General features: G+C 73.4%; 17 protein-coding genes. 15 read left to right on the forward strand and 2 right to left on the reverse strand.

The window, feature by feature from the left end:
• The first annotated feature begins 45 nt into the window (after positions 1-45).
• The 7 genes from K329_RS28835 (at position 46) to hemB (ending at position 7,457) form a co-directional block, all read left to right on the forward strand.
• Positions 46-1,119 (forward strand): glycosyltransferase family 2 protein, encoded by a 1,074-nt coding sequence (locus K329_RS28835; RefSeq protein WP_084541511.1) that lies wholly within the window; start codon positions 46-48, stop codon positions 1,117-1,119.
• A 20-nt stretch (positions 1,120-1,139) separates the two neighbouring features.
• Positions 1,140-1,547, forward strand: coding sequence for a GtrA family protein (locus K329_RS30010; RefSeq protein WP_052337230.1), 408 nt, complete (start codon positions 1,140-1,142; stop codon positions 1,545-1,547).
• Positions 1,548-1,722: 175 nt separating this feature from the next.
• Positions 1,723-2,445, forward strand: a complete 723-nt coding sequence (locus tag K329_RS28845) for a redox-sensing transcriptional repressor Rex (protein WP_157571873.1) — start codon at positions 1,723-1,725, stop codon at positions 2,443-2,445.
• Positions 2,442-3,746, forward strand: a complete 1,305-nt coding sequence (locus K329_RS0122285; protein ID WP_028474768.1) for a glutamyl-tRNA reductase — start codon at positions 2,442-2,444, stop codon at positions 3,744-3,746. The genes K329_RS28845 and K329_RS0122285 overlap by 4 nt, the downstream gene beginning before the upstream one ends.
• Positions 3,743-4,723, forward strand: coding sequence for a hydroxymethylbilane synthase (gene hemC, locus K329_RS28850; RefSeq protein ID WP_052337231.1), 981 nt, complete (start codon positions 3,743-3,745; stop codon positions 4,721-4,723). The genes K329_RS0122285 and hemC overlap by 4 nt, the downstream gene beginning before the upstream one ends.
• Positions 4,720-6,438 (forward strand): bifunctional uroporphyrinogen-III C-methyltransferase/uroporphyrinogen-III synthase, encoded by a 1,719-nt coding sequence (locus tag K329_RS28855; protein WP_084541514.1) that lies wholly within the window; start codon positions 4,720-4,722, stop codon positions 6,436-6,438. The genes hemC and K329_RS28855 overlap by 4 nt, the downstream gene beginning before the upstream one ends.
• A 41-nt stretch (positions 6,439-6,479) precedes the next feature.
• Positions 6,480-7,457, forward strand: coding sequence for a porphobilinogen synthase (gene hemB, locus K329_RS0122300; protein WP_028474769.1), 978 nt, complete (start codon positions 6,480-6,482; stop codon positions 7,455-7,457).
• A gap of 307 nt (positions 7,458-7,764) precedes the next feature.
• Here the strand turns inward: hemB and K329_RS28860 are convergent, their stop codons facing one another.
• Positions 7,765-9,048, reverse strand: a complete 1,284-nt coding sequence (locus tag K329_RS28860) for a lytic transglycosylase domain-containing protein (protein ID WP_052337232.1) — start codon at positions 9,046-9,048, stop codon at positions 7,765-7,767.
• Between the two features lie 220 nt (positions 9,049-9,268).
• Here K329_RS28860 and hemL point away from each other — a divergent pair, with 220 nt between their 5' ends.
• From hemL to ccsB, 6 genes are all read left to right on the forward strand, one after another.
• On the forward strand, positions 9,269-10,594 hold the full coding sequence (hemL, locus tag K329_RS0122310; protein ID WP_028474770.1) for a glutamate-1-semialdehyde 2,1-aminomutase: 1,326 nt from the start codon (positions 9,269-9,271) through the stop codon (positions 10,592-10,594).
• Positions 10,595-10,640: 46 nt separating this feature from the next.
• Positions 10,641-11,342: a histidine phosphatase family protein gene (locus K329_RS28865; protein ID WP_043644420.1), complete on the forward strand. Its 702-nt coding sequence runs from the start codon at positions 10,641-10,643 to the stop codon at positions 11,340-11,342.
• Positions 11,343-11,407: 65 nt separating this feature from the next.
• A complete protein-coding gene (locus K329_RS0122320) occupies positions 11,408-11,953 on the forward strand; it encodes a TlpA family protein disulfide reductase (protein ID WP_245596655.1) in 546 nt (181 codons plus the stop codon).
• A complete protein-coding gene (locus K329_RS0122325) occupies positions 11,946-12,761 on the forward strand; it encodes a cytochrome c biogenesis CcdA family protein (RefSeq protein ID WP_028474772.1) in 816 nt (271 codons plus the stop codon). The genes K329_RS0122320 and K329_RS0122325 overlap by 8 nt, the downstream gene beginning before the upstream one ends.
• Positions 12,758-14,578, forward strand: a complete 1,821-nt coding sequence (resB, locus tag K329_RS28870; RefSeq protein WP_245596656.1) for a cytochrome c biogenesis protein ResB — start codon at positions 12,758-12,760, stop codon at positions 14,576-14,578. Before K329_RS0122325 ends, resB begins: the two co-directional genes overlap by 4 nt.
• Positions 14,575-15,690: a c-type cytochrome biogenesis protein CcsB gene (gene ccsB / locus K329_RS0122335; RefSeq protein WP_028474773.1), complete on the forward strand. Its 1,116-nt coding sequence runs from the start codon at positions 14,575-14,577 to the stop codon at positions 15,688-15,690. Before resB ends, ccsB begins: the two co-directional genes overlap by 4 nt.
• An 82-nt stretch (positions 15,691-15,772) precedes the next feature.
• Here the strand turns inward: ccsB and K329_RS31145 are convergent, their stop codons facing one another.
• Entirely contained in the window at positions 15,773-16,003 is a 231-nt protein-coding gene (locus K329_RS31145; protein WP_211225932.1) for a hypothetical protein, read from the reverse strand.
• 60 nt (positions 16,004-16,063) lie between these two features.
• Between K329_RS31145 and K329_RS31150 the strand changes: the two genes are divergently transcribed.
• Both K329_RS31150 and cds1 read left to right on the forward strand, forming a co-directional pair.
• Positions 16,064-16,330 carry a DUF4229 domain-containing protein gene (locus K329_RS31150; protein WP_043644426.1) on the forward strand — a complete coding sequence of 89 codons (267 nt, stop codon included), beginning with the start codon at positions 16,064-16,066 and terminating at the stop codon, positions 16,328-16,330.
• Position 16,331: 1 nt separating this feature from the next.
• The gene (gene cds1 / locus K329_RS0122350) at positions 16,332-17,459 is read left to right on the forward strand and encodes an L-cysteine desulfhydrase Cds1 (protein WP_052337233.1); all 1,128 of its coding nucleotides are present in this window, start codon (positions 16,332-16,334) and stop codon (positions 17,457-17,459) included.
• Positions 17,460-17,492 lie beyond the last annotated feature (33 nt).

Here is a 17,492-nt window from a genome sequence, read left to right on the forward strand (position 1 = left end):
CGCGGACAGCGGGGTGCGGGGTCGGGCTGCGTACACTCACGCCTCATGTCGCCGTCACCGGACACCACCTCCCCACCGGTGCCAGCCGCCCCCGCCGCGGACCCGGGATCCCGTCGTGCGCGGGTCGCCTACGTCCTGCCCGTCTACAACGAGCAGGCCAACATCGAGGTCTTCCACGCCACCCTCGTGGAGGCCACCGCGACGCGCCCCGACCTCGACGTCGAGCTCGTCTACGTCGACGACGGCAGCAAGGACGCCTCCCTCGAGCGGCTCCTCGCGCTGCGCGACGCGGACGACCGCGTGACCGTGCTGAGCTTCTCCCGCAACTTCGGCCACCAGATCGCCGTCACGGCCGGTCTCGACGCGGTGGCGGACGCCGACGCCGTGGTCGTCATGGACACCGACCTGCAGGACCCGCCGCGCGTCAGCCTCGAGATGATCGAGATGTGGGAGTCCGGCGTCGACGTGGTCTACGCCCAGCGCCGCACCCGCAAGGACACCTGGTTCAAGCGGCTCACGGCCTACTGCTTCTACTGGGTGCTCGGCCGGCTCGCGTCGATCGAGATCCCCCGCAACACCGGTGACTTCCGGCTCATGGACGCCCGGGTGGTGGCCGAGGTGGCGCGCTACCGCGAGCACGGCCGGTTCCTGCGCGGCATCGTCGCCCACGTCGGCTTCCGCCAGGAGGCCCTGCTCTTCGACCGCGACGAGCGGCACGCGGGGGAGTCCGGCTACCCGCTGCGCAAGATGATCTCGTTCGCGGCCAACGGCATCCTCGGCTTCTCGACCGTGCCGCTGCAGATGATCAGCCGGCTCGGCTTCCTCATCTCCGGCATCAGCGTCCTGCTCGCCGTCTACGTCTTCGCGGTGCGCATCTTCGCGCCCGAGTCCGCCGTGCCCGGCTGGGCGTTCCTCGGCGTCGGCATGTTCCTGCTCTCGGGCCTGCAGCTGATCATGATGGGCGTGATCGGCTCCTACCTGGGCCGCGTGTACGTCGAGACGCAGGACCGTCCCCTCTACTCCCTGGCCCTCGCGGCGCGCGGGCCGCGCACCGTCGGCCCCGCCGGCGACGGCGCACGCCGAGACCTGCGGACCCGCGCGTCCGGCGGTGCGTCCTGACCCGCCTGCTGCAGCCCGCGGTGGTGCGCTTCGCCGGCGTCGGGGTGCTCAACACCCTCATCGACCTCGGGCTGTTCTGGCTGCTGCACCCGCACCTCGGCATCACGGTCGCGAACTTCGTCTCCACGAGCGCGGGCATGACGTTCAGCTTCGTGGTCAACGGCCTCTTCACCTTCTCGTCGGAGCGCCTCACGCTGCGCCACGCGCTGCTGTTCGTCGCCACCACCGGCACCACCATGTGGCTGCTCCAGCCGCTGGTCATCCACGCGCTCCTGCTCGTGGTCGAGCCGGTGATCGTGGCGAAGGTGCTCGCCGTCGGCTTCAGCTTCGTCGTGAACTTCGCGGCGTACCGGTACGTCGTGTGGCCCCGCACCGACCACCCCGCGCCGTCGGTCCCCGTCGGCGCCGAGGGCGACGGCCCGGCCTGACCGTCACCGGGCCGCCGTCCGACCGCCGCCCGGCCGCGCTCAACCGGGCGTTCGGACGCCTCGTCGCTCGGTTTGTTCCTGCGTTCACAAACTCCTACAGTGATCGGGCCGCGCGCCGTCCCCCGAAGGTGCCGTTCCCCTTGACAGAGAGCGCGTGGCTTGGAGACGAGACACGTTGACTGCACGGACATCGGCTGAGAGCCCCCGGGGCATCCCGGAGGCCACCGTCGCGCGTCTGCCGCTGTACCTCCGAGCCCTCACGGCGCTCTCGGAGCGCGGCACGACCGTGTGCTCCTCGGAGGCGCTGGCCTCCGCCGCGGGCGTCAACTCGGCCATGCTCCGCAAGGACCTCTCGCACCTCGGCTCCTACGGCACGCGCGGCGTCGGGTACGACGTGGCGAACCTCCGCTACCAGATCTCCCGCGAGATCGGCCTCACCCAGGACCGCAACGTCGCCGTCGTCGGCCTCGGCAACCTGGGCCAGGCGCTCGCCAACTACGCCGGCTTCCGCTCGCGCGGCTTCCGGGTGGTCTCGCTGCTCGACGCCGACCCCCGCCTCTTCGGGATGACCGTGGCCGACCTCCAGGTCCGCCCCGTGGCCGAGCTCGAGGCCGTCGTCGCCGAGCTCGACGTGGCGATCGGGGTCGTCGCGACCCCGGCCGAGGCCGCGCAGGAGGTCACCGACCGCCTGGTCGCCGCCGGCGTCGCCAGCATCCTCAACTTCGCGCCGACGGTGCTGTCCGTCCCGGAGGGGGTGGACGTGCGCAAGGTCGACCTCTCGATCGAGCTGCAGATCCTCGCCTTCCACGAGCAGCGCAGGTCCCCGTCGTACGCACCGACGATCTCCACCACGCCCGCCGCCCGCGGTGCCGTGGCGGTGCAGGAGGAGGGCAGATGAGCGTCCTGGTCGTGGGGGTCTCCCACAAGTCCGCGCCGGTCACGGTGCTCGAGCGCCTCGCGCTCGACCCGGAGTCCGCGCAGAAGCTGGTGGCCGACGTCGTCGGCGCCGAGCACGTCACCGAGGCCACGGTGATCTCGACGTGCAACCGGCTCGAGATCTACACCGACGTCGACCGCTTCCACGGCAGCGTCGAGGCGATCTCCCGCCTGCTCATCGAGCGGGGCGGCGCCACCACCGAGGCGATGCTGCCGCACCTCTACGTGCACTACGACGACGGCGCCGTCTCCCACCTCTTCCGGGTCGCCGCCGGCCTCGACTCGATGGTCGTCGGCGAGGGCCAGATCCTCGGCCAGGCCCGCGAGGCGCTGCGCCTGGGCCAGGAGCTCGGCACGGTCGGCCCCGCCCTCAACGTGCTGTTCCAGCAGGCGCTGCGCGTCGGCAAGCGCGCCCACGCCGAGACCGACATCGACCGGGCCGCCCCGTCGCTGGTGACCGCGGCGCTCGAGCGCGCCGTGCCCGTCGTCGGCGACCTGCACGGCGCCCGCGCCGTCGTGGTCGGCGCGGGCTCGATGGCCGCCCTCGCGACCGCGACGCTGGCCCGGGCCGGCGCGGGCGAGATCGTCGTCGTCAACCGCTCGATGACCACCGCGTCGCGCTTGGCCGAGGAGTACGCCGCCCGCGCCGCCGGCCTCGTGGACCTCGAGCGCGAGCTCGTCGGCGCCGACGTGGTCGTCTCCTGCACCGGGGCGACCGGCGTCGTGCTGAGCCGCGACCTGCTGGCCCGCGCGCGGGGCGCGCAGGCCGATCCCGCGCGTCCGCTCGCCGTCATCGACCTGGCCCTGCCCCACGACGTGGAGCCCTCGGTCGCCGACCTCCCCGGCGTCCAGCTGTTCGGCCTGGCCCGGCTCGCCGACGAGCTGCGGGTCGCCGAGGTGGCGCCCGGCATCGACGCGGTGCGCGACATCGTCACGCAGGAGATCGCCGCCTTCACGGCCGCGCGCCGCCAGGCGAGCGTGACCCCGACGGTGGTGGCGCTGCGCACGATGGCGACGACCGTCGTCGACTCCGAGATCGCCCGCCTCGACGGCCGCCTCCCCGACCTCGACCCCGCCACGCGCGCCGAGGTGCTGCAGACCGTGCGCCGCGTGGCCGACAAGCTGCTCCACCAGCCGACCGTGCGGGTCAAGCAGCTCGCCAACGAGACGGGCGCGGTCTCGTACGCCGCGGCCCTCGCCGAGCTCTTCGCCCTCGACCCCGACGCCGTCGACGCGGTGACGCGACCGGGGGCCCGACCATGACGGGCAGCCCCACCCCCCGCCCGCTGCGGCTGGGCACGCGCGCCTCCGAGCTCGCGACCACGCAGTCGGGCCACGTCGCGGCGCTCCTCACCGAGCGCCTCGGCCGCGCCGTCGAGCTCGTCGAGGTGACGACGCACGGCGACGTCAGCTCCGCCCCGCTCGCGAGCATGGGCGGCACGGGCGTGTTCGTCAGCGCCCTGCGCGACGCCCTGCTCGCCGGCCAGGTCGACCTCGCCGTGCACTCGCTCAAGGACCTGCCGACCGCGCCCGCCGCGGGCATCGCGCTGGCCGCCGTACCCACCCGCGAGGACCCGCGGGACGCGGTCGTGGCGCGCGACGGGCTGACGCTCGGCGAGCTGCCCGCCGGCAGCCGCGTGGGCACGGGCTCGCCGCGCCGGGCCGCGCAGCTCGAGGCGCTCGGTCTCGGGGTCGAGGTCGTCGCGATCCGCGGCAACGTCGGCACCCGCATCGGCAAGGTGACCTCCGGTGAGGTCGACGCCGTGATCCTCGCCCGTGCGGGCCTCGCCCGCATCGGGCGCACCCACGAGATCACCGAGGTCCTCGACCCGCTCCAGATGCTCCCCGCCCCCGGGCAGGGTGCGCTGGCCGTCGAGTGCCGCTCCGACGACCCCGACCTGGTCGCGGCGCTCGGTGCGATCGACGACGCCCCCACCCGCGCCGCCGTCGAGGCGGAGCGGGCCGTGCTCGCGACGCTCGAGGCGGGGTGCTCGGCCCCGGTCGGCGCGCTCGCCGAGGTCGTCGAGGGCGAGGAAGCCGACGAGCTGTGGATCCGGGCGGTCGTCATGTCGACCGACGGCGGCCTCAGCATCCGCATGTCAGCAACGGGTTCCCCCGGCGACGCCACCGGCGTCGGGAACCGCCTCGGCCAGGACATGCTGGCCGACGGCGCCGCCGAACTGATGGAAGGCCCTCAGCCAGAGGGTCCCGACTCCGAGTTGAGAGAGCAGCACGCATGACGCGACGTACCACCACTGGGACCACTGCCGTCGCCTCCGCGCAGGACGCGAAGGGCACGGCCACCGCGGCCTCGAGCGCGAGCGCGGGCTGGGTGTCGTTCGTCGGCAGCGGCCCGGGCGACCCGGGGCTGCTGACCGTGCGCGCCGTCGACCTGCTCAGGGACGCCGAGGTCGTCGTGACCGAGGTGCCCGAGCACGAGGCCCTCGTCCGCACGGCCCTCGGGCTGCCCGAGCCGACCGTCGTGGTCGACGAGGACGGCAACGAGTCGGTCGTCACGACCGGACCGACGTTCGTCGACGGCGGCTTCGGCGAGGACGGGCAGCCGCTCACGCACGCGGCCCGCGCCAAGGTCATCGTCAAGCAGGCGAAGACGGGTGCCGCGGTCGTCCGCCTCATGTCGGGGGACCCCTTCCTCTACGCCTCGGGTCCCGAGGAGGCACAGGCCTGCGTCAAGGCCGGCCTCGGCTTCGAGATCGTCCCGGGCGTCTCGTCGGCCACCGCCGTGCCGGCGTACGCGGGCATCCCGCTCACCACCCGCAGCCACCGCGAGGTCACCGTCGTCGCCGCCACCGACAAGGTGGACTGGAGCGCGTACGCCGACGGCCGCACGCTCGTGCTGCTGAGCTCGGTCGGCCCGATCGCGGAGGCCGCCGAGGCGCTCATGCGCGCCGGTCGCGCGCCGTCCACCCCGGTCGCCATGACCCGGGTCGGCACGACGACCGAGCAGGTCACCGTCACCTCGACGCTCGAGCACATCGCCGCCGACGCGCGCGCCGCCCGCATCCAGCCCCCGGCCGTCACGGTCGTCGGCGAGGTCGTCGACCTGCGCGAGACGCTGTCGTGGTTCGAGACCAAGCCGCTGTTCGGCTGGCGCGTGCTGGTGCCCCGCACCAAGGAGCAGGCCGGCTCGCTCTCCGCCCGTCTCCGCGGCTACGGCTCGGTGCCGGAGGAGGTGCCGACCATCTCGGTCGAGCCGCCCCGCAACCCGCAGCAGATGGACAAGGCCGTGCGCGGCCTCGTCGAGGGCCGCTACGAGTGGATCGCCTTCACCTCGGTGAACGCGGTGCGCGCCGTGCGGGAGAAGTTCGAGGAGTACGGGCTCGACGCCCGCGCCTTCTCGGGCCTCAAGATCGCCGCGGTCGGCGACAAGACCGCCGAGGCCATCGCCGGCTGGGGCCTGCGCGCCGACCTGGTGCCCTCGGGCGAGCAGTCGGCCGCCGGCCTGCTGGAGGACTGGCCCGAGTACGACGAGCTGCTCGACCCCATCAACCGGGTGTTCCTGCCGCGCGCCGACATCGCCACCGAGAACCTCGTCGCCGGGCTCATCGACAAGGGCTGGGAGTGCGACGACGTGACGGCGTACCGCACCGTGCGCGCCGCCCCGCCGGCCGCCCCGGTGCGCGACGCGATCAAGACGGGCAAGTTCGACGCCGTGGTCTTCACGTCGTCGTCGACGGTGCGCAACCTCGTCGGCATCGCCGGCAAGCCCCACCCGACGACCGTCATCGCGGTCATCGGCCCGGCCACGGCGAAGACCGCCGAGGAGCACGGGCTGCGCGTCGACGTGATGGCGCCGTCGCCCGCCGTCGAGGTGCTGGTGGACGCGCTCGCCGACTTCGGGGCCGCCCGCCGGGCAGCGCTGCTCGAGCAGGGCCAGCCGGTCACCAAGCCGTCGGACCGCAAGACGTCCGCCCGCCGCAAGGTCTCGAACTGACCGCCCCGGCGGGCGCGGACGGCTCGGCCGCCGACCGCCCCGTGAGGGGACCGGTCGTGCGGCCGCGCCGGCTGCGGCGTACGGCGGCGCTCCGCGAGCTCGTGGCGGAGACCTCCCTGCGCCCCCGCCAGCTCGTGCTGCCCGTGTTCGTGCGCGAGGGGGCGACCGAGCCGGTCCCGATCTCGTCGATGCCGGGCGTCGTGCAGCACACCCGCGACTCGCTGCGGGCGGCCGCCGTCGAGGCGGCCGAGCTCGGTCTGGGCGGCATCATGCTGTTCGGTGTGCCGACCTCGAAGGACGCCGTCGGCTCCGGTGCGGTCGACCCCGCCGGCATCCTCAACGTCGCGATCGCCGACGTGGCGGCCGAGGTCGGGGACGCCCTGCCGGTCATGGCCGACCTCTGCCTCGACGAGTTCACCGACCACGGCCACTGCGGGGTGCTCGACGCCCGGGGTGCGGTCGACAACGACGCGACGCTCGAGGTGTACGCCGAGATGGCGCGCGCCCAGGCCGCCGCGGGCGCCGACCTCGTCGCGCCGAGCGGGATGATGGACGGCCAGGTCGCCGTCATCCGCGCCGCGCTCGACGGTGCGGGCGCCACCGACGTCGCCATCCTGGCCTACTCCGCGAAGTACGCCTCGGCGTTCTACGGCCCCTTCCGCGAGGCCGTCGACTCCTCGCTGGTCGGCGACCGCCGGACCTACCAGCAGGACGGCGCCAACGCCCTCGAGGGCGTGCGCGAGGCGCTCCTCGACGTCGCCGAGGGCGCCGACCTCGTCATGGTGAAGCCCGCCCTGGCCTACCTCGACGTGCTCCGCCGCGTGCGCGACGCCGTCGACGTGCCGGTGGCGGCCTACAACATCTCGGGGGAGTACGCGATGGTCGAGGCAGCCGCCGAGCGCGGCTGGATCGACCGCGAGCCCGCCATCCTCGAGACCCTGACGTCGATCCGCCGCGCCGGCGCCGACGTCGTGCTCACCTACTGGGCCAGCGAGGCCGCGAGGCTCCTGCGCGCCTGACGGTGCGCCGTACCCGGCTCGCGCGGCCCCTGCCTGTCTGGCGGAGCCGCGACGTGGCGGTTGCGGTGTCAGCGACAGGCTGGATGGGGCGCCCACACCGCGACCCGGGCGCCGTACCGGTTGCGGTGTCAGCGACAGGGTGGATGGGGCGCGCACACCGCGACCCGGGCGACGTGGCGGTTGCGGTGTCAGCGACAGGCTGGACGGGGCGCCCACACCGCGACCCGACGGCGCGGACGAGCCCGTACGACGAGGAAGGCCCCGGACCGAGTGGTCCGGGGCCTTCGTCGTACGGCGATGGGTGCGATCAGGGGACCGGGGTGCCCACCAGGCCGTTGACGCAGCGGTTGAGGAGGTTCTGCTGGCCCGGGGTGAGGAGGCCGGCGAGGATGCCGAGGAGGTTGAGGTCCTTGAGGCACTCCGTCTTCGCCGTCTCGAGCGTGTAGACGATCGTGGCCACCGGGTCCTCGATGGTGCCCGGGATGTCGGTGATCGGCTGCGGCGTCGGGCTCGGCGTCGGGGTGGGAGTCGGCGTGGGGACCGGGGCCGGGACGCTCGGCGTGCCGCCACCGCCACCGGAGCCGGTGCCCGGGTCGGTGCTGCCGCCACCGGAGCCGCTGCCGCCGCCCGTGCTTCCGCCGCCGGAGCCGCCGCTGCCGGTGCCCGGCGTCGAGCCGGAGCCACCGGTGCCCGGCGTCGTGCCCGGTCGCGTGGGCGAGGCGTTGTCGGTGGTGTCGGTGTTCGTGCCGGGGGCGACGGGCGCGGGCACGAAGTAGTCGGCCGCGGCGACCGCGTTCGGCACCGAGGTGAACTCGCCGTCGAGGTAGGCCTGCTCGATCGCGAGCACGAGGTTCACGTAGTCGTCGCTGCGGTTGTAGCGGAAGACGGCGGCGCGCTTGCCGTCCTCGGCGGAGAGGTCCTCGGTGCCGGAGCAGAGGTAGACGGCGGTCGCCAGCGCGGCGTCGTGGACGTTCTGCGGGTCGCGCACGCCGTCGCGGTCGGCGTCGACGCCGACCACGCGCCAGGTCGAGGGGATGAACTGCATGGGGCCGACGGCGCGGTCGAAGGAGGCGTCGTTGTCGAGCTCGCCCGCGTCGGTGTCGGCGATGCGCTGCGTGCCGTTGGTGCCGTCGAGGGGGAGGCCGTAGATGCCGGGGCTCGCGATGCCCGCGTCGTCGAGCTGGCTGCCGCCGAACCGGCCGTGGTCGGACTCCACCCGACCGATGGCGGCGACGAGCTGCCAGGAGATGTTGCAGGTGTTGTCGGCCCCGTTGATGATCGTCTGCGCCCGCTGGTAGGCGCCGAGGGCGACGGCGGGGATGCCGCTGGTGCTGGCTGCGCTGATGACGGCACCGGACTGGCCCTCGGGCACGGCCGGGGCGACCGCGTCGGGAAGGGAGACGCTGGCGGGGGCCTCGACCGCGGAGTCGGGCACGACGATGGCGCCCTCCTCGACGGTGTCGCCGGCAGCACTGAGGGTGCCGACGGGGCCGCCGACGCCGGCGATCGCGACGGTGCAGGCCGCGGAGAGCGCCGCGACGGGGGCGAGCGCGGTGGCCTTCTGCCAGCGAGCGAAGCGGGTGGTGGTCATTCGTCTCTCCCCTGGTGAGGCCGCGTTCCGCGCCTCACGTGATCGTTGGCTCCCTCAAGCCGTGTGACGTGCCTAACGTTCATGTTCCCGGGAGGTTACTGCCCAGTCCGGGACCACATCTTCTTGAGAATACCTTGAGGAACGCTTGCGTGTCTGCGGTCCGCGGAGATCGGCCCGCACCCGCTGACCTCGTCTTGGTCGCGTCGGTGACAATGGGTCGGTGACTGCCTCCGTCTCGCGTTCCGCCGACCTGTTCCGACGGGCGAGCGAGGTGACGCCGGGCGGGGTCAACTCCCCGGTGCGCGCCTTCGGCGCGGTCGGGGGCAGGCCGCGGTTCATCGCCAGCGCGCAGGGCGCCTGGCTGACCGACGTCGACGGCAACGAGTACGTCGACCTCGTGGGCTCGTGGGGCCCGATGCTGCTCGGCCACGCCCACCCCGAGGTCATCGACGCGATCCAGTCCGCCGTCGCGCGCGGCACGTCGTACGGCACGCCCACCGAGCCCGAGGTGCTGCTCGCGGAGGAGCTCGTCGCGCGCACCCCGATCGAGCGGGTGCGGTTCGTGTCGTCGGGCACCGAGGCCACCATGTCGGCGATCCGGCTGGCCCGGGGCGCGACCGGTCGCGACGTCGTCGTGAAGTTCGCGGGCTGCTACCACGGTCACGTCGACGCGCTGCTGGCGTCCGCCGGCTCGGGCCTCGCCACCTTCGCCGTCCCCGGAACGCCCGGGGTGCCCACGTCGGCCACCGACCTCACGCTCGTGCTGCCCTACAACGACCGGGCGGCCGTCGAGAAGGTCTTCGCCGAGCACGGCGACCGCGTCGCCTGCCTCATCACCGAGGCGACCCCGGGCAACATGGGCGTCGTCCCGCCCGAGCCCGGCTTCAACCAGTTCCTCGCCGAGACCTGCCGGGCCCACGGTGCGCTGTTCGTCTCCGACGAGGTGATGACGGGCTTCCGCGCCACCCGCCACGGCGGCTGGGGCCTCGACGGGCGCCAGGAGGGCTGGGCGCCCGACCTGATGACCTTCGGCAAGGTGATGGGCGGCGGCCTGCCCGCCGCGGCGTTCGGCGGTCGCGCCGACCTGATGGCCCAGCTGTCGCCCACCGGTCTCGTCTACCAGGCCGGCACGCTCTCGGGGAACCCCGTGGCGACGACGGCCGGCCTCACCACGCTCCGCCTCGCCACCGACGAGGTCTACGACCGCCTCGGCGCCGCGGCCACCACGATCCGCACGGCCACGAGCGAGGCGCTGACCGCGGCCGGAGTGCCCCACGTCGTGCAGACCGCCGGCACCATGTTCTCCGTCTTCTTCACCGACCCGGCCCGCCGGGGCCCGGAGCCGGTCCGCGACTTCGACGACGCGTCGGCGCAGCACCTGCCGGCGTACGCCGCCTTCTTCCACGCGATGCTCGACGCCGGCGTCCACCTGCCGCCGTCGGCGTACGAGGTGTGGTTCGTCTCCGCCGCCCACGACGAGCGGGCGGTGGGCCACGTGCTCGACGCCCTGCCCGTCGCCGCCCGCGCCGCCGCGGCGACGTACTGAAGCACCCAGCAGCCCGTCCAGCAGTCCGCCAGACCCCGAGGAACCCATGAGCGAGAAGACCGTCGTGCACCTGCTCCGCCACGGAGAGGTGCACAACCCCGACGGCGTCCTCTACGGACGTCGCGAGGGGTTCCACCTCTCCCCGCTCGGCCGCACGATGGCCGAGCGCGTGGCGGAGCGGATCGGTGACCGGCCGATCGTGCACCTGCGGGTGTCGCCGCTGGAGCGCGCGCAGGAGACGGCCCGTCCGCTCGCGGACGCCCGGGGCCTCGACATCGTCACCGACGACCGGGTCATCGAGTCGACGAACAAGTTCGAGGGCGAGCGGTTCGGCGGCGGCGACAACGCCCTGCGCAAGCCGGCCACCTGGCGCCACCTCTGGAACCCGTTCCGGCCGTCCTGGGGCGAGCCCTACAAGCAGGTCGCGGCGCGCATGCTCGCGGGTGTGCACGACGCCCGCGACGCCGCCGCGGCGATCACCCCGGCCGTGGCGGGCGAGCCGAACGAGGCCGTCATCGTCTCCCACCAGCTGCCGATCTGGACCACGCGCCTGCAGGTGGAGGGTCGCTCGTTCCTGCACGACCCGCGCAAGCGCCAGTGCACGCTCTGCTCGCTGACGTCGCTCCACTTCACCGGGGAGACGCTCACGCAGGTCACCTACTCGGAGCCGGCCGGCGACCTGATCCCGACCCGTGACAAGGCAGCCCCGTTCTCGGCCGGGGGCGCACCGGAGGAGAAGCGGCCCTGACCACCGTCCCGTCCGCCCGTCGGCTCCCCGCCGCACGGGTCCTGCCGATCCTGCTGGCCTGCCTCGTGCTGCTGGCGGGCTGCTCGACGTTCGAGGGCACCGGCGACCAGGGCTACGTCACCGGCAACGGCCAGGTCACCGAGGTGCCTCCCGCCGACCGCGGCGAGCCCGTCGATCTCACCGGGGAGGACCTCGAGGGGGAGCCGATCTCGCTCGAGGACGCCCGGGGCCTCCCGGTCGTCGTCAACGTCTGGGGCTCCTGGTGCCCGCCGTGCCGCGCCGAGGCCCCCGACCTCGTCGACGCCGCGGAGGAGCTCGGCGACAGCGCCGCGTTCTACGGCATCAACAGCCGCGACAGCGCGACCGCGCAGGGGCTCAGCTTCGAGCGCGCGTACGGCGTCGAGTACCCCTCCTTCTACTCGCCCGACGGCCGTGCCCTGCTCGCCTTCTCGGGCACCCTCTCGCCGCGCACGATCCCGGCGACGGTGGTGCTCGACGGCGAGGGCCGCATCGCGGCCTCGATCATCGGCCCGCTGCCCTCGACGAAGACGCTGGTCGACCTGGTCGCGGCCGTGGCCGAGGAGAGCGACGCCGGAGGCTCCGGTGGGTGACGCCTTCGCGAACGCCGCGTCGTCGGGCTCGCTCCTGCTCGCCGTACCGGTCGCGCTCATCGCCGGCCTCGTGTCGTTCTTCTCCCCGTGCGTGCTGCCGCTCGTGCCGGGCTACCTCTCCTACGCCACCGGCATGTCGGCGGCCGAGGTGCCGTCGCCCGCGCGTGCCGGCGGCAGCGGTGGCACGACGCTGACCGAGACGGGTACGACGACCCGCCCGCGCCGCGGCCGGCTGCTCGCGGGCTCGCTGCTCTTCGTGGCCGGGTTCGCGACCGTCTTCGTGCTGCTCGGCGTGGCCTCGGCGTCCGTCGGGCTGTGGCTCTTCACATACGAGCGCACGCTCACCGTCGTGCTCGGCGTCGTCACGATCGTGCTCGGCCTGGTGTTCGCCGGCTGGCTCCGCATCCCGTGGCTCGAGCGCGACTGGCGCGTGCACCAGGTGCCGGCCGTCGGCCTCCTCGCCGCCCCTGGGCTCGGCTTCCTCTTCGGCCTCGGCTGGACCCCCTGCCTCGGCCCGACGCTGGCCGCGATCAACGTGCTGGCCGCGAACGAGGCGACGGTCGGCCGCGGGGCGCTGCTCTCGGCGGTCTACGCCATCGGTCTGGGCATCCCGTTCGTGCTCGTCGCCCTCGGCTTCGGCTGGTCGATGAACGCGATCGGCTGGCTGCGCCGCCACCAGACGGCCGTCATGCGGTTCGGCGGGCTCATGCTCGTCGCCGTCGGCGTGCTGCTCGTGACGGGTTGGTGGACCGTGCTGGTCCAGAGCCTCCAGCGCACCCTCATCAGCGGGTTCGAGGTGAGCGTGTGAGGGACGAACCGGTCTTCACCGACCAGACCGACGACGCCGACCGCCCGACCGACGCCCCGACGGACGCCCCGGCCATCGACCCGGGTGCCGCACCGACCACCGGCCCGGGCTCCGGCCGGCCCGAGCGGCGCTCCGGCGAGCTGACGTTCGTCGAGATGCTGCGCTGGACGTGGCGCCAGCTCACGTCGATGCGCACCGCCCTGGTGCTGCTCCTGCTCGTCGCCCTCGCGGCGATCCCGGGCTCGGTCATCCCGCAGTCGGGCGTCGACGCCTTCGCGGTCGGCCAGTGGCAGGACCGCCACCCGAACCTGACCCCCCTCTACGAGCGCCTCGGGCTGTTCTCCGTCTACGACTCCCCGTGGTTCTCGGCCATCTACCTGCTGCTGATGGTCTCGCTCGTCGGCTGCATCCTGCCCCGCCTGCGGGTCTACGCCCGCGCCGTCCGGGCGAAGCCCCCGAAGGCCCCCCGCAACCTCTCCCGCCTGCCCGACCACGCGGCGTACCGCACCGAGGGCGACCTCGACGCGCTCCGGGCCGAGGCGGCCCGGGTGCTGCGCAAGCGCCGCTACCGCATCATCGAGGAGCCGGTCGGCGAGGAGCGGGGCGGCGCGGCCGTCGTCCGCGCCGAGCGCGGCTACCTGCGCGAGGCCGGCAACCTCGTCTTCCACCTCTCGGTGCTGGTCGTGCTCGTCGGGTTCGCGATGGGCAGCCTGTTCGGCTACCAGGGCGGCGTCATCACGCTCGTGGGCGGCGGGTTCTCGAACAACCTCAGCCAGTACGACGACTTCGACCCGGGCAGCCTGTGGTCGGCCGACGACATGGAGCCGTTCGCCTTCACCATCGACTCGTTCGACATCGACTGGTACCGCTCCGGCCCGGCGTTCGGGCAGGCACGCGGCTTCGCGGCCCAGCTCACCTACGTCGAGGACGCCTACGAGGGCACCGAGGAGAAGCCGTACGAGCTGAAGGTGAACCACCCGCTGAGCATCGGCTCGACGGACGTCTTCCTCATCGGCCACGGCTACGCCCCGGTCATCACGGTGCGGAACGCCGAGAACGAGGTCGCCTACTCGGGCCCCACGATCTTCCTGCCCACCGACACCACGTTCCGCTCGTTCGGGGTCGTGAAGGTGCCGGACGGCCTCGACACCCAGGTCGGGCTCTCGGGCGAGTTCTACCCGACCTACGCGTTCGACCCGGACCGCGGGCCGTACTCCGTCATCGGGGAGGCCCAGGACCCGCGCATGTCGCTCACGGTCTCGACGGGCGACCTCGGCATGGACACGGGAGCCCCGCAGTCGGTCTACGCACTCGACGACTCCGGCCTCGAGCTCGCCCTCGACGACGAGGGCAACCCCTTCCGCCTCGACCTCGAGCCGGGCGAGACGCTCGACCTGCCCGACGGCCTCGGCACGGTGTCGTACGACGGGCTGCAGCGCTGGAACCGCGTGCAGATCAGCGAGACCCCCGGCAAGCTGGTCGCGCTGAGCGGCGTGGTGCTCGCCCTCCTCGGCCTGCTCGGGTCGCTCTTCATCCGTCCCCGCCGCGTGTGGGTGCGGGTGCGTCCGTGGCCCGCCGACGGTCTGGCGGGCGGCGCGGGCGGTCCCGGTGACGACGTCGCCGGCGCCGGCCCGGTGCTGGTCGAGATCGGTGTGCTCGATCGCTCCACCGGTGCGGGTGGCGGCGACGAGGAGCTGGCAGGCATCCTGGAGCAGCTGCGCGGACCGGATGCGGACGCGCACGGCAGCGAGAACGAGATCAGCGGGGCAACGGCGACCGACCCGGCCGCCGACACCTCCGAGAAGGAGAAGTCGTGAACGACGCAGCGTGGGAGACACTCAGCAACCAGGCGGTCGCCGTGAGCGGGCTGGTGTACTTCCTGGCGTTCATCGCCCACCTCTGGCAGTGGGCCTCGCTCCGCAAGGTGCCCGTGGGTCGTACGGCGAAGGTCGCCGTCGGCGCGGGCGTCGGTGCTGTCCGCTCGCGGCGCAGCACCGTGGAGCGCAACGGTGGCTGGGACGAGGACGAGGTCGAGGCCGCCGGCGGCGAGGACGCCGTACGACGCGTCGCGATGGGCGAGCGCCTCGGCGTGCTGCTCACCGTGATCGCCGTGGCGGTGCACGGCGTCGGCCTGGTGTCGCGCGGTCTCGCCGCCGACCCGAACCGCGTGCCCTGGGGCAACATGTACGAGTTCACGATGTCGGGCTCGTTCTTCGTCGGCCTCACCTACCTCGTGCTGCTGCGCAAGTTCCGCCTCGCCTGGCTCGGCCCGATCGTCACCGGCTTCATCGTCACCGTGCTGATGGTCGACGTCATCTGGCTCTACACGCCGGTGGCGCCGCTGACCGAGGCGCTCAACTCGCCGTGGCTCGTCATCCACGTGGTCTCGGCGGTCATCGCGACGGCGGCCTTCACGCTCGGCGGCTTCACCTCGGTGCTCTACCTGCTCAAGGAGCGGGCCGAGCGCAAGGCGGCGGAGCGCGTCACGGCCGGCGCCGGCGAGCCCGGTGAGCCCGTCGAGGCGAAGGGCTACCTCGCCCGCGTGCCTGACCTGGTCGGCCTCGACCGCCTCACCTACCGCCTCCACGCCTTCGCCTTCCCGGTGTGGACGTTCGCCGTCCTCATCACCGGTCCCATCTGGGCGCACGAGGCCTGGAGCCGCTACTGGAACTGGGACCCGAAGGAGGTCTGGGCGTTCATCACGTGGGTGGTCTACGCGGCGTACCTGCACGCCCGCGCCACCGCCGGCTTCAAGGGACGCAACGCCGCGCTGCTCGCGCTGGTCGGTCTCGCGACGCTCTGGTTCAACTTCATCGGCATCAACTTCTTCTCCTCCTCGAGCATGCACAGCTACGCCGCTCCGGCGAGCTCGACGGTCGTGGTCGAGGGCGCACCCCCGGTCGCGATCGACCTGCCGCCACGGGCCTGACGGCACGGACCGCGACACCCGGAACGAGAAGATCCCCCGCACCACGGTGCGGGGGATCTTCTGCGTCAGAGCGGGTGTGCGGCTACGACGGCGCGGAAGGGGTGGTCGGCGGCTCGTCCCCGGGCTTGCGGGGGTGCTCCTGCCGGAACTTCTTGTTGAGGCCCCAGAGGAAGTCGGGGTCGTCGTCCGGACCGAGCGGGCGGCGCGGCTCGGGGCGGCCTCCGCCTCCGGTCCCGCCACGTTTCTCGAGCGCCCTGATCACGAAGTAGACGCACGCGGCGACCACCAGCACGACCAACGCGAACTTCAGCACGCCCTCCACTCTAGCCACCCGGCCAACCCCGCCGGGGGCTCGTCGCTACGCTGGCTCCTCGTGAAGGAGTTCGCGACGTACACCCTGCTCCGCCTGGTCTACCTGGTGGTGACCTACGTGATCGTCCTCGGCGTGTGGATGCTCGTCACCGACCGCGAGGGCCTCATCCAGCTCGAGCCGCTCGTGATCGCGTTCCTGGTCTCGGGCATCGCCTCCTACCTGCTGCTCGACCGGCAGCGCGAGGCGTTCGCGCAGCGGGTCGACGCCCGTGCCCGCCGCGCGTCCGACAACTTCTCGAAGATGAAGGCGCGCGAGGACGAGGACTGAGGTGACGGAGCCCGAGCCCGCCACGTCGGGCACCTTCGTCTCGTACGACGCCCCCGACCGCCGTCGCTGGCTCGCCGAGGCGGTGCGCGCGGTCGAGGCCGACGCGAACCGCTCGGCCGACACCCACCTCCACCAGTTCCCGCTCGACCCGGCGTGGTCGGTCGACCTCTACCTCAAGGACGAGTCGGTCCACCCGACGGGCTCGTTGAAGCACCGCCTGGCGCGGTCGCTGTTCCTCTACGCGCTCGTCAACGGCTGGGTCACCGAGGGCACGACGGTCATCGAGGCGTCGTCCGGGTCCACGGCCGTCTCCGAGGCCTACTTCGCCCGCCTGCTCGGGCTGCCGTTCGTGGCCGTCATGCCCCGCACCACCTCGCCGGAGAAGATCGCGCTCATCGAGTTCCACGGCGGCCGCTGCCACTTCGTGGACGAGCCGGGGCGCGTCTACGCCGAGGCCCGGCGGCTCGCGGACGAGACCGGCGGCCACTACATGGACCAGTTCACCTACGCCGAGCGCGCCACCGACTGGCGGGGCAACAACAACATCGCCGTGTCGATCTTCGAGCAGATGGCGCTCGAGCGGCACCCCGTGCCGTCCTGGGTGGTCGTGGGCGCCGGGACGGGCGGCACGTCGGCGACGATCGGGCGCTACGTCCGCTACCGCTGCCACCCGACGCGGGTGCTCGTCACCGACCCGGAGAGCTCGGCCTTCTTCGGCGCCTACGCGGCGCAGGACCCGTCGTACACGGTGCCGGGCAGCTCCCGCATCGAGGGCATCGGGCGTCCGCGCGTGGAGCCGTCGTTCGTGCCGGGGGTCGTCGACGCCATGCTCTCCGTGCCCGACGCGGCCTCGGTCGCCGCCGCCCGCTGGTGCACGGCGGTGACGGGCCGCTCGGCGGGAGGCTCGACCGGTACGGCGCTGTGGGGCGCCGTGCGGATGCTCGCGGAGATGCGGGCGCGCGGGGAGGCCGGCTCGGTCGTCACGCTGCTCTGCGACGGCGGCGAGCGCTACGCGCACACCTACTACGACGACGCCTGGGTCGCGGCGCAGGGCTTGGACGTGGCGGCGTGCACCGCCACCCTCGAGCGCTTCGCCGCCACGGGGGAGTGGGTCGAGCCGCAGCTCTGAGGTCGGCGCCGGCCCGGCCGGTGACCTCGCCGA

It is taken from the genome of Nocardioides alkalitolerans DSM 16699 (assembly GCF_000426525.1).
GTDB classification, from domain to species: Bacteria; Actinomycetota; Actinomycetes; order Propionibacteriales; family Nocardioidaceae; genus Nocardioides; species Nocardioides alkalitolerans.